General features: G+C 55.8%; 11 protein-coding genes. 9 read left to right on the forward strand and 2 right to left on the reverse strand.

What is annotated here, in order from left to right:
- Nucleotides 1-66 precede the first annotated feature (66 nt).
- The 7 genes from fghA to rpoS all read left to right on the forward strand — a co-directional run bounded on the left by fghA (nucleotide 67) and on the right by rpoS (nucleotide 6,081).
- Nucleotides 67-912 carry an S-formylglutathione hydrolase gene (fghA, locus tag VGC62_RS21410; protein WP_331189077.1) on the forward strand — a complete coding sequence of 282 codons (846 nt, stop codon included), beginning with the start codon at nucleotides 67-69 and terminating at the stop codon, nucleotides 910-912.
- A gap of 52 nt (nucleotides 913-964) precedes the next feature.
- Nucleotides 965-1,438: a 2-C-methyl-D-erythritol 2,4-cyclodiphosphate synthase gene (ispF, locus tag VGC62_RS21415; protein ID WP_331189078.1), complete on the forward strand. Its 474-nt coding sequence runs from the start codon at nucleotides 965-967 to the stop codon at nucleotides 1,436-1,438.
- Nucleotides 1,435-2,493 carry a tRNA pseudouridine(13) synthase TruD gene (gene truD, locus VGC62_RS21420; RefSeq protein ID WP_331189079.1) on the forward strand — a complete coding sequence of 353 codons (1,059 nt, stop codon included), beginning with the start codon at nucleotides 1,435-1,437 and terminating at the stop codon, nucleotides 2,491-2,493. The genes ispF and truD overlap by 4 nt, the downstream gene beginning before the upstream one ends.
- The gene (surE, locus tag VGC62_RS21425; RefSeq protein WP_331189080.1) at nucleotides 2,481-3,230 is read left to right on the forward strand and encodes a 5'/3'-nucleotidase SurE; all 750 of its coding nucleotides are present in this window, start codon (nucleotides 2,481-2,483) and stop codon (nucleotides 3,228-3,230) included. Before truD ends, surE begins: the two co-directional genes overlap by 13 nt.
- Before the next feature lie 41 nt (nucleotides 3,231-3,271).
- Nucleotides 3,272-3,907 (forward strand): protein-L-isoaspartate(D-aspartate) O-methyltransferase, encoded by a 636-nt coding sequence (locus tag VGC62_RS21430; RefSeq protein ID WP_331189086.1) that lies wholly within the window; start codon nucleotides 3,272-3,274, stop codon nucleotides 3,905-3,907.
- A gap of 190 nt (nucleotides 3,908-4,097) precedes the next feature.
- Nucleotides 4,098-4,970, forward strand: coding sequence for a peptidoglycan DD-metalloendopeptidase family protein (locus VGC62_RS21435; RefSeq protein WP_331189081.1), 873 nt, complete (start codon nucleotides 4,098-4,100; stop codon nucleotides 4,968-4,970).
- A gap of 106 nt (nucleotides 4,971-5,076) precedes the next feature.
- A complete protein-coding gene (gene rpoS / locus VGC62_RS21440; RefSeq protein ID WP_331189082.1) occupies nucleotides 5,077-6,081 on the forward strand; it encodes an RNA polymerase sigma factor RpoS in 1,005 nt (334 codons plus the stop codon).
- A 609-nt stretch (nucleotides 6,082-6,690) separates the two neighbouring features.
- On the opposite strand, the gene fdxA is transcribed toward rpoS, so the two are convergent.
- Entirely contained in the window at nucleotides 6,691-7,014 is a 324-nt protein-coding gene (gene fdxA, locus VGC62_RS21445; protein ID WP_331189083.1) for a ferredoxin FdxA, read from the reverse strand.
- Nucleotides 7,015-7,256: 242 nt separating this feature from the next.
- Nucleotides 7,257-9,824 (reverse strand): DNA mismatch repair protein MutS, encoded by a 2,568-nt coding sequence (gene mutS / locus VGC62_RS21450; protein ID WP_331189087.1) that lies wholly within the window; start codon nucleotides 9,822-9,824, stop codon nucleotides 7,257-7,259.
- A 518-nt stretch (nucleotides 9,825-10,342) separates the two neighbouring features.
- Between mutS and VGC62_RS21455 the strand changes: the two genes are divergently transcribed.
- Nucleotides 10,343-10,843 (forward strand): CinA family protein, encoded by a 501-nt coding sequence (locus VGC62_RS21455; protein ID WP_331189084.1) that lies wholly within the window; start codon nucleotides 10,343-10,345, stop codon nucleotides 10,841-10,843.
- An 85-nt stretch (nucleotides 10,844-10,928) separates the two neighbouring features.
- Nucleotides 10,929-11,820 (forward strand): recombinase RecA (gene recA / locus VGC62_RS21460; RefSeq protein WP_331189085.1); only part of this gene is annotated, 892 nt, incomplete at its 3' end.

The following is an 11,820-nucleotide window of genomic DNA, read 5'->3' on the forward strand; positions in this document are numbered from 1 at the left end:
GTATGACGTTCATCTGCTTTTGCTTGAGGCTTGAAGTTTGCGGCTTGTAGCTGGGAGGCTACGACTATGACTTTGGAAAACATTTCCTGCCAGAAAAGCTTCGGTGGCTGGCATAAACGCTATAAGCATCATTCCGATGTGCTCGGCTGTGACATGACGTTTGCTGTTTATTTGCCGCCACAAGCGGAGCAGGGCGGCAAATTGCCGGTGGTGTATTGGTTGTCTGGCCTGACCTGTACCGACGAAAACTTCATGCAGAAGGCTGGCGCGCACCGTGTTGCCGCCGAGCTTGGACTGATCATCGTTGCGCCTGACACCAGCCCGCGTGGGCCAGACGTTCCGGGTGATCCAGATAATGCCTGGGACTTCGGACTGGGCGCCGGTTTTTACCTGAACGCCACCCAGCAACCCTGGGCTCGGCATTACCACATGCATGATTACGTGGTGAACGAGTTACCGGCGTTGGTCGAGGCGCATTTTCCTGCGTCGGATCTTCGGGGTGTCAGCGGTCATTCAATGGGCGGTCATGGGGCGCTGGTCTGTGCGTTGCGCAATCCGGGGCGTTACAAATCAGTGTCGGCTTTTTCGCCGATCACCAATCCGATGGATTGCCCTTGGGGGCAGAAGGCCTTCTCTCGTTATCTGGGTGAAGACCGCTCGCGCTGGCGTGAATGGGACAGCTGCGCCCTGATTGCTGAAGCGACCGAGAAGCTGCCGCTCCTTGTGGATCAGGGTGATCGTGATGATTTTCTCGCCGCTCAGCTCAAACCCGAAGCGTTGGTTCAGGCAGCGAAATCCGCCGATCATCCCCTCGAACTGCGGCTGCAACCGGGTTATGACCACAGTTATTTCTTCATCGCAAGCTTCATTGAGGATCATCTGCGACATCATGCACGCGCCTTGATGCGCTAATGCTCGACAAAGTAGGTAGAATCACGCCCTGACTTTTTCAGGGCGTTTTTTTATGCGTATTGGCCACGGCTACGATGTGCACCGTTTCGCTGAAGGCGATTTCATTACCTTGGGTGGGGTGCGGATCGCGCACAAGTCCGGTCTGCTTGCTCATTCCGATGGCGACGTGCTGCTGCATGCCTTGAGCGACGCGTTGCTGGGCGCGGCCGCGCTGGGAGACATTGGCAAACATTTCCCCGACACCGACCCGCAGTTCAAGGGCGCGGACAGTCGTGTGTTGTTGCGTCACGTCCTGAAGCAAGTGCAGGCCAAAGGTTGGAAAGTCGGTAATGTCGACGCGACAATTGTTGCCCAGGCGCCAAAAATGGCCCCGCATATCGAGGCGATGCGCACATTGATTGCGGCGGACCTGCAGGTCGAACTCGATCAAGTCAACGTCAAGGCTACCACTACCGAAAAGCTCGGCTTTACGGGCCGTGAAGAAGGCATCGCGGTTCATGCCGTTGCGCTGTTGATTGCCGCATGACCGAACTCCAATTGTTAGGTCCTCGTGCCTATGGCGACGCCTTGGGCAGCGCCGTATTGAAAGCCATCGCTGAAGACTTTCAAGTCGATGAAGTGCTGGATATCCCGCTGTCCGGTGATGGAGAACACCTTTGGCTGTGGGTCGAAAAACGTGGACTGAACACCGAAGAGGCTGCTCGCCGATTGGCCAAGGCGGCTGGCGTGCAATTGCGAACGGTCAGTTATGCCGGATTGAAGGATCGCCAAGCGCTGACCCGTCAGTGGTTTAGCATTCAATTGCCGGGCAAGGCCGACCCTGATCTGTCTGGCGCTGAAAGCGACACGCTGAAGATCCTCAAAAGCATGCGACACAAACGTAAATTGCAGCGTGGCGCCCATGCGGCCAATGGGTTCACGCTGCGCCTGACCCAATTGCAGGCCGACAAAACGGCGCTGGACGCCCGGCTTGAGTCAATCAGGCAACGCGGTGTTCCTAATTACTTTGGGGCCCAGCGCTTCGGTTACGAAGGCGGCAACCTCGGTGAGGCGCGTCAATACGCCGAACGCCAGGCCTTGCCCGAACAACGCAACGTGCGTTCGCGACTGCTGTCGACGGCGCGTAGCTACCTGTTCAATCAGGTGTTAGCGGTGCGCGTTAGCGATGGCAGTTGGCAGCGTGCGCAAGTGGGCGATCTGCTTGCGTTTACCGACAGCCGAAGCTTTTTTCCCGCCGGTGAAGCTGAGTGTAACGATCCGCGTTTGGCGATTCTTGATCTACACCCTACCGGGCCCCAGTGGGGTAAAGGCCCATCGCCCGCGTCAGGTGTTACCGCCGAGCTTGAAAACGGCATTGCTGGCAAAGAGGCTGCGTTGCGTGACTGGCTGATAAACGCTGCAATGGAGCACGAACGGCGCATCCTGCGACTGCCCATTGGACAGTTGACGTGGCATTATCCCGAGCCTGATATTCTGCAACTGGAATTCGTTCTGCCGGCCGGATGCTTCGCCACGGTTTTAGTGCGCGAACTTGTCGATCTGGTGCCGGTAGGACAGACGGATAGCTCATGCGTATTCTGATTTCAAATGACGATGGGGTCACTGCGCCCGGTATCGCCGCGCTCCATGGTGCGCTGGCTGATTATGCCGAGTGTGTGGTCATTGCTCCCGATCAAGACAAAAGCGGCGCGAGCAGTTCGCTGACGCTCGACCGCCCGCTGCACCCCCATACGCTGGATAACGGCTTTATCAGCGTCAACGGCACCCCCACCGATTGCGTCCACCTGGGGCTTAATGGTCTGTTGGAGATCGAGCCGGACATGGTTGTCTCCGGGATTAACCTGGGCGCCAATCTGGGCGACGACGTGCTGTATTCGGGGACTGTCGCGGCTGCGCTGGAAGGACGTTTTCTACAACGGCCTTCATTTGCTTTTTCATTTTTGTCGCGCCAGGTCGATAACCTTGCAACCGCCGCTTACTACGCGCGATTGTTGGTCGAGGCGCATGAGCAACTCGATCTGCCACCGCGCACCGTGTTGAACGTCAATATTCCGAATCTGCCGCTTGAACACATACGCGGTATTCAATTAACTCGTCTGGGGCATCGTACTCGCGCGGCAGCACCCATCCGTGTAGTCGACCCGCGCGGCAAGGCCGGGTATTGGATCGCAGCGGCGGGTGACGCAGAAGACGGCGGCCCGGGCACTGATTTTCACGCGGTCATCCAAGGTTACGTTTCGATTACACCACTGCAGCTGGATCGGACCTATCAGAGCGGTTTCAACAGCCTGAACGCTTGGCTGGAGGGAATGGCCTGATGTCGCGTGAACAAGATGATCTGCTGCGTCGTGGCGTGGGGATGACTTCCCAGCGTACACGTGAGCGTTTGATACAACGTTTATATGAAGAAGGTGTGTCCAACACGCAGGTGCTGGACGTCATCCGCAAGACTCCTCGGCATCTGTTTGTCGACGAAGCGCTTGCACATCGCGCTTATGAAGATACGGCGTTGCCGATTGGCCATAACCAGACCATTTCCCAGCCTTATATGGTTGCGCGCATGAGCGAGTTGCTGTTGGCGGCCGGTCCGCTGGACAAGGTGCTGGAGATTGGTACGGGGTCGGGGTATCAGACCGCCGTGCTGGCACAGTTGGTCGAGCGTGTGTTTTCGGTCGAGCGGATCAAGGTGCTCCAGGACCGGGCGAAAGAACGTCTGGTCGAGTTGAACCTGCGAAACATGGTTTTTCGTTGGGGAGACGGATGGGAAGGTTGGCCAGCGCTGGCGCCTTATAACGGCATTATCGTCACGGCGGTAGCCACCGATGTTCCGCAGGCATTGCTTGATCAGTTGGCGCCGGGGGGGCGTTTGGTCATTCCGGTGGGTTCCGGAGAGGTCCAGCAGTTGATGCTGATCATTCGTGAGGAAAACGGCTTCTCTCGTCATACTCTTGGCGCAGTGCGATTCGTGCCATTGCTCAATGGGCCTCTGGCGTAGCGTTCGTTTCAGCGCAGCACTGAATTCTCGCTGAGGCTGTCTGTCTATAGCTGGCATTTTGACGTGCCGTGAGTTGGCGGCGCTTGAAGTGGCTACAACATGTATCAGCACCAGTTTTCGTTTAGCTGCCAGCGTCGTTAGTACGGCACAATAGGCAGCTTCTATTAGTCACCAGTAAAGGGAGTGGCGGGTGAGTCTCACAGTCATTCGGCAGCGTACGTTTTTCACAGGTTTTCAGCGGCTGGTGACTGGTATTGCCCTCAGTGTCCTGGTCGGTTGTTCCAGCACTCCGTCAGGGGGTGTTCGTGTTGTTGATCGTAATGGCGGTAAACCTGCGGCACCGCAACGCCAACCGGTGACCACTGGGCAATATGTGGTCAAACGGGGCGACACACTGTTTTCTATCGCATTTCGTTACGGTTGGGACTGGAAGGCACTGGCCGCCCGAAACAGCATTCCTGAGCCCTATACCATTCACGTCGGCCAGACGATTCGTTTTGACGGGCGCTCCTCTGGCAGCATTGTTTCGTCGCCTGTTGCAGTCCAACAGACGACCACAAACAGTTCGACCTCCCCCTCTGGCTCCCTGAAAACCACCGTAATTTCTAGGCCGATCGGCGTCACTCCGGTGGTTATACCTCCGGTTGCAACGACACCTGCAACCACGCCAGTCATCGCTGGAGCGCGCTCGGCGAGTGGTTGGGCATGGCCGACTAATGGCGTTTTGATCGGTAAATTTTCTTCAAACGGTAGTTTGAATAAAGGAATTGATATCGCTGGAGATTTGGGACAGCCTGTTTTGGCTGCGTCTGATGGATCGGTGGTGTACGCCGGGAGTGGCTTGCGGGGCTACGGCGAGTTAGTCATCATCAAACACAGCGATACCTACGTCAGTGCTTACGGCCACAACCGTAGGCTGTTGGTTCGGGAGGGGCAGCAGGTCAAGGTCGGGCAAACAATTGCCGAGATGGGTTCGACGGGTACTGACCGGGTGAAACTGCATTTTGAGATTCGCCGACAGGGTAAACCTGTAGATCCTCTGGAATTTTTGCCGCGTCGTTGATCAGTTGTCAGCCTGTTCCTGTCGTAGAGGGACAGGCTCAAGCGTTGCCAAGGAAAGCAAAGGCGTCGCTAGGGCTTGAGGTCGAACTCACCAAAGGACTATAACAATGGCTCTCAGCAAAGAAGCGCCGGAGTTTGACATAGACGACGAAGTTCTCCTTATGGAGCACGGGATCGTCCTGGATTCTGCATCGGACGAGAAGCCAGCTACACCTTCTGTCCGGGCAAAGACCAAACACTCCAGTGCGCTCAAACAACACAAATACATCGACTACACGCGGGCGCTCGACGCCACGCAGTTGTATCTCAATGAAATAGGTTTCTCCCCTTTGCTGTCGCCGGAAGAAGAAGTCCATTTTGCGCGATTGTCGCAGAGTGGATGTCCGGCCGGGCGCAAACGCATGATTGAAAGCAATCTACGGCTGGTGGTGAAAATCGCCAGGCGTTACGTCAATCGTGGTCTGTCATTGCTGGATCTGATCGAAGAGGGCAACCTTGGTCTGATTCGAGCGGTCGAAAAATTCGATCCTGAGCGTGGTTTTCGGTTCTCAACCTACGCGACGTGGTGGATTCGTCAGACCATTGAGCGCGCCATCATGAATCAGACTCGGACCATCCGGTTGCCGATTCATGTGGTCAAAGAGCTTAATGTCTACTTGCGTGCAGCGCGCGAGTTGACTCAAAAGCTTGATCACGAACCCTCTCCCGAAGAAATCGCCAACCTGCTGGAAAAACCCGTTGGTGAAGTCAAGCGCATGCTAGGTCTGAACGAGCGTGTGTCGTCGGTCGATGTCTCCCTGGGTCCTGATTCGGATAAAACCCTCCTCGATACCCTGACAGACGATCGTCCAACCGATCCGTGTGAGTTGCTGCAGGACGATGACCTCTCTCAGAGCATCGATCAATGGTTGTCCGAACTGACTGATAAGCAGCGTGAGGTCGTGGTGCGCCGTTTCGGGCTAAGAGGGCATGAAAGCAGCACCCTGGAGGATGTCGGTCTGGAGATTGGTCTAACCCGCGAACGTGTCAGACAGATTCAAGTCGAAGGCCTCAAGCGTCTACGAGAGATTCTTGAAAAGAACGGACTGTCGAGTGAGTCGTTGTTCCAGTGAGTGCTGGCTGTTGACCGTGACACTGTGTCACTAACTAAACCCCGATTTCGGGGTTTTTTTACAGGTGCATTAAGCGTAGCGCCATCCCATCCCCTGGACGTATGAGTCGGCTGACGTGGAGTTTCTATACCCGCGAAGAGCCGTGTTAAAGACGTGCGTGTTGGATTGCGTTTCTCATATGGATCATCAATAGCAAGAGTTCGTACCTAACCTGTAAGTTATCTCTTACTTGTGTTGTAAGTTATTGCGATATTGGCAGGCGAGCTTAAGTCTATTCTTGCGTAGGAACAATCCTATCTAATTGATTTATAAGTTTATTTTTTTGATGGATGTTGCCGTAACGTATTTTTTTGAAAGGTTTGGGGAGTTGCCTGCAGCGCTTAAATCTCTAATATCAGAACTGTGCCGAGGGATCGGCGCAAGTAGTCAAGGATGGCTATTTCAAGGACATCGCAGGATGCGATTCATCAGGATGATGAAAAGGAATAAAGGGATTAAGGAAAAAATGTGGGCGGGTCATACCGCCCCTTTTTTCGTCTGCAGAAAAGTATTCCGCTGAAAGCACAAAGGGCCCTGCTTGGAAGACCCTTTGTGGGTATCGTCGCCCAATCAGCGTTCCAGCTCGGCAATCTTGCCGGTCTGACCATCCCACTCTTGAGCATCAGGAAGCGGACTTTTCCGCTCGGTGATGTTCGGCCAGATGTCCGCGAGTTCAGCGTTCAGTTCGATAAAGTTTTCCATGCCCGCAGGTACTTCGTCTTCCGAGAAGATCGCGATGGCTGGGCACTCAGGCTCGCACAGTGCACAATCGATGCACTCATCCGGGTGAATCACCAGGAAATTCGGGCCTTCGTAAAAGCAGTCCACCGGACACACTTCTACGCAGTCGGTGTACTTGCACTTGATGCAGTTGTCGGTGACGACGAAGGTCATTTCTAGTTCTCTCCTCAGGCGGCGGCAGCAAAGCCCTACACACGGGGCTGCTAGGTTCGGGAAGTCCCCCGGCTGTTAAAACTCAGCTTTTGCTGAGCAGCGCTGCTGGTAGATTTACCCCGCATGCGCTACTCAACCCTGGTTCGCTGCGTTTAAACGCGGCTCGGATTTTCTGTTAAGTCAGGCAAAAGCTCACAGCATCCCAAACCGCGCGGGATTCTAACAGCTTGTTACGTTTCCCGTTAGAGTCGTGTTTGCAATGAGTACAACAACTCCAGCGCTTGGCGCGGCGTCATGTCATCGACTTTTACTTTTGACAGTTCTTCCAGAACCGGATGCGGCAAACTTGCGAACAGGTCGCTCTGCATTGGAAGCGGCGGCTTGCCCCGCTTGGCCTTAGGCTGCTCGTGGGGCAGGCTGGTGGTCTCCAGGCGCTGTAAATGCTCCTTGGCACGGCTAATCACATTGCCGGGAACCCCCGCCAACTGCGCCACGGCAAGGCCATAACTCTGGCTGGCCGGACCGGGCAAGACGCGATGGAGAAACACTATTCGCTCGTTATGCTCGGTTGCATTGAGATGCACATTGGCGACCAGTGGCTCGCTTTCAGGCAGCACTGTCAACTCAAAGTAGTGTGTCGCGAAAAGCGTGTAGGCACGCAGTTGTGCCAGACACTCCGCTGCGGCCCACGCCAGGGATAGGCCGTCGAATGTGCTGGTGCCACGGCCAACCTCGTCCATCAGCACCAGGCTTTTGTCGGTCGCGTTGTGCAGGATGTTCGCGGTTTCGCTCATTTCTACCATGAACGTCGAACGCCCGCCCGCGAGGTCGTCACTGGAGCCGATACGGGTGAAGATACGGTCGACCAGCGACAGTTCGCAACTGGCGGCAGGCACATAACTGCCGATGTGCGCGAGCAAAACAATCAGCGCTGTCTGGCGCATGTAGGTCGATTTACCGCCCATGTTCGGGCCGGTGATGATCAACATGCGCGTGTTGTCATCAAGCGCAAGATCGTTGGCGACGAAGGGGGACGAAAGCACTTGCTCAACCACTGGGTGGCGACCTTGCTCGATACGCATGCACGGTTCAGTGACAAAGCGTGGGCAATTGAGGTCCAGGTTGAGCGCGCGCTCTGCCAGGTTGCTCAGCACGTCCAGTTCTGCCAATGCAGCGGCGGTGTCTTGCAGTGGAGCAAGATGCCCGATGAGGTCTTCAAGCAGTGCCTCGTAGAGCATTTTCTCGCGTGCCAGCGCACGGCTCTTCGCCGAGAGCGCTTTGTCTTCGAACTCTTTTAGCTCCGGCGTGATAAAGCGCTCGGCGCCCTTGAGTGTCTGCCGTCGGATGTAGTCCGCTGGCGCCTGCTCGGCTTGCTTGCTCGGCAGCTCTATAAAGTAGCCGTGAACGCGGTTGTAACCGACCTTGAGGTGGGTGAGGCCAGTGCGGGCCTTCTCCCGGGTTTCGAGATCGATCAGGAACTGGCCGGCGTTTTCGCTCAACGATTGCAGTTCGTCGAGTTCAGCGTCATAGCCGGTTTTCAACACGCCGCCGTCGCGGATGACGGCAGGCGGGTTGTCGTTGATCGCCCGCTGCAGCAGGTCGGCCAGTTCGGGATAGGTGCTGGTAGTTTGTGCTAATCGTTGCAGGTGTGGTGTATCAAGATCGGCCATGGCCAGTTGCAATTCTGGCAGCGCACTGAGTGCATCGCGCAGGCGTGCCAGGTCGCGAGGGCGAGCGTTACGCAGGCCGATGCGCGCAAGAATTCGCTCGATGTCGCCGATTTCCTTCAACTGTGGCTGCAGGTTTTCAAAGCGATAACGTTCGAGCAAGCAGGTGATGGATTGCTGGCGCGCCTGCAGTACAGCTAGATCGCGCAGTGGACGATTAAGCCAGCGTGTCAGCAGGCGTGTACCCATGGCGGTCTGGCAGCGATCCATGACCGATTGCAAGGTATTGTCGCGACCGCCAGACAGGTTGGTGTCCAGCTCCAGATTGCGTCGGCTTGCGCCGTCCAGCACCACGGTATCGTCAATACGCTCGTGGCGCAGACTGCGCAAATGCGGCAGGGCGGTGCGCTGGGTTTCTTTGGCGTAACTCAACAGACAGCCTGCTGCGCCGATCGCCAACGTGAGATTTTCACAACCGAAGCCTTTCAGGTCCTGAGTCGAGAACTGTTGGCACAGGCTTTTATGCGCCGAGTCGCGCTCGAAGTCCCAGGGCGCTCGCCGCCGCGAGCCGCGACGCTTTTCTGCCGGCAATCCTTGCGGCCAATCATCCGGAATCAACAGCTCCACCGGATTGACGCGCTCAAGCTCCGCCAGCAAGTTCTCCCAACCCTTGATCTCCATCACGCTGAAGTTGCCGCTGGTGATGTCCAGCACAGCCAGCCCGAACAGGCGCTCGTCGCCCAGCACCGCAGCAATGAGGTTGTCACGACGCTCGTCGAGCAGGGCTTCGTCACTGACTGTACCAGGCGTGATGATTCGCACCACTTGCCGGTCTACCGGGCCTTTGCTGGTCGCCGGATCGCCGATCTGTTCGCAGATCACCACTGATTCGCCGAGCTTTACCAGCTTAGCCAGATAGCCTTCCGCCGCGTGATACGGGATGCCACACATGGGAATGCTCTGGCCTGCCGACTGGCCACGGGCGGTCAAGGTGATGTCCAGAAGCTTGGCGGCTTTTTTGGCATCCTCGTAGAAGATTTCGTAGAAGTCCCCCATGCGATAGAACATCAGTTGGTCTGGATGCTGGTTTTTCAGCTTCCAGTACTGTTGCATCATTGGGGTGTGCGCGGAGAGGTCGGAAATTGCTTTATTCATCAGTTATTTAGGCAAGTTCGTTAGGAGATTGGGGCAAAGAAGGAGCGATAGACGCACTACCACCTACGTGGGCCGTCGACATGTCCGATTACTTTTGCGATGGGCGCAAGGTTACCACGCACGCTCTGGAGCCGTGGAGTCGGCTCAATCGTCACGCTTCATTTCAAATCGATATTTTCCGCTCTGAGCTGTCTAGGCTATCGAAGTCGCCGTCCAATATTGTGCGGCTCATATCAGAAAAGGGATTTCATATATGAAGAGAAAGCGTGGAAGGGATTCGGTCAGCGGGCGTTTCATTGCGCTTGAGGAGGCCAAGCGTCGCCCCAGTGAAACGACAATTGAAACGGTTAAAAAACCGTGCCATCAGAAAACGCGTATGGACGAAAAGGAGCCAGCATAAGTGTGTATTCGGCGAGCGGCTGCTTCGGCGGCCGCTCCTGATCTTGCACGAGGATCTGCCTGGTGTACGGTATTGTTTTTTGTTTGGCCTTTAAGGGAGAAGCGTTGTGGATGAGATTACTCAGTTGGCGGCCGCCTTGGGTAAATCCCTTCAGCGGTCGGGCGCCCAAGTGACGACCGCCGAGTCCTGTACCGGCGGTGGCATCGCCGAAGCGATTACTCGGATTCCTGGCAGCTCTGCGTGGTTCGAAGCCGGTTACGTGACTTACTCCAATGCTCAGAAGACTCGCCAATTGAATGTGCCGAGCGATTTGTTTACGGCGGTGGGTGCCGTCAGTCGGGAAGTGGTGGAAGCCATGGTTCTTGGCGCATTGGAAAAAAGTGCTGCACAGTTCGCGGTGGCGGTTAGTGGTGTTGCCGGACCTGATGGTGGCTCGCAAGACAAACCCGTCGGCACCGTATGGATTTGCTGGGGTTCGGGCAAACAAGTGGTTTCCAGGCGCTGGCAGTTCGACGGCGACCGGGATGCTGTTCGCCGACAAACGGTGAAGGCTGCTTTAGAGGGGTTGATACAACTTGCTTCTGGAGAAATACCATATCGGGGGTAGGCGTGCGCTCAACCCTGTGGAATAATACTGTCTACTTATACAGGTATATCGGCCGTGAGGCCCAATTGATTACGTGAGGACTTCAATGGACGACAACAAGAAGAAAGCCTTGGCTGCGGCCTTGGGTCAGATCGAGCGTCAGTTCGGCAAAGGTGCCGTAATGCGCATGGGTGACCATGACCGCCAGGCTATTCCTTCTATCTCTACCGGTTCGCTGGGCCTCGATATCGCACTGGGTATTGGCGGCTTGCCAAAAGGCCGGATCGTCGAAATCTACGGTCCTGAGTCTTCCGGTAAAACCACATTGACCCTGTCGGTGATCGCAGAAGCCCAAAAAATGGGTGCTACTTGTGCGTTCGTCGATGCGGAACACGCACTCGATCCTGAATACGCGCTCAAGTTGGGCGTCAACGTTGACGACCTGCTGGTCTCCCAGCCGGATACCGGCGAACAAGCGCTGGAAATCACCGATATGCTGGTGCGTTCCAATGCCATCGACGTCATTGTCGTCGACTCCGTGGCGGCGCTCGTGCCAAAGGCTGAAATCGAAGGCGAAATGGGCGATATGCACGTTGGTCTGCAAGCTCGTCTGATGTCTCAGGCTCTTCGTAAGATCACCGGTAACATCAAGAACGCCAATTGCCTGGTCATCTTCATCAACCAGATCCGTATGAAGATCGGTGTGATGTTCGGTAGCCCAGAAACCACGACGGGTGGTAATGCGCTTAAGTTCTACGCTTCAGTCCGTCTGGACATCCGTCGCACTGGCGCGGTGAAAGAAGGTGATGAGGTCGTGGGTAGCGAAACCCGCGTTAAAGTCGTGAAGAACAAAGTGGCTCCGCCGTTCCGTCAGGCTGAGTTTCAGATTCTCTACGGCAAAGGTATCTATCGTAACGGCGAGATCATTGATCTGGGCGTTCTCCATGGCTTCATCGAGAAATCGGGTGCCTGGTACAGTTACCAAGGCAGCAAGATCG

The sequence above is a fragment of the Pseudomonas sp. genome (assembly GCF_036404235.1).
In the GTDB taxonomy this organism is placed as follows: domain Bacteria; phylum Pseudomonadota; class Gammaproteobacteria; order Pseudomonadales; family Pseudomonadaceae; genus Aquipseudomonas.

Coding starts and splice junctions, on each gene's coding strand:
- surE (WP_331189080.1), top strand. CDS start 2,481: ATGCGTATTCTGATTTCAAATGACGATGGGGTCACTGCGCCCGGTATC.
- rpoS (WP_331189082.1), top strand. CDS start 5,077: ATGGCTCTCAGCAAAGAAGCGCCGGAGTTTGACATAGACGACGAAGTT.
- fdxA (WP_331189083.1), bottom strand. CDS start 7,014: ATGACCTTCGTCGTCACCGACAACTGCATCAAGTGCAAGTACACCGAC.
- truD (WP_331189079.1), top strand. CDS start 1,435: ATGACCGAACTCCAATTGTTAGGTCCTCGTGCCTATGGCGACGCCTTG.
- VGC62_RS21430 (WP_331189086.1), top strand. CDS start 3,272: ATGACTTCCCAGCGTACACGTGAGCGTTTGATACAACGTTTATATGAA.
- ispF (WP_331189078.1), top strand. CDS start 965: ATGCGTATTGGCCACGGCTACGATGTGCACCGTTTCGCTGAAGGCGAT.
- fghA (WP_331189077.1), top strand. CDS start 67: ATGACTTTGGAAAACATTTCCTGCCAGAAAAGCTTCGGTGGCTGGCAT.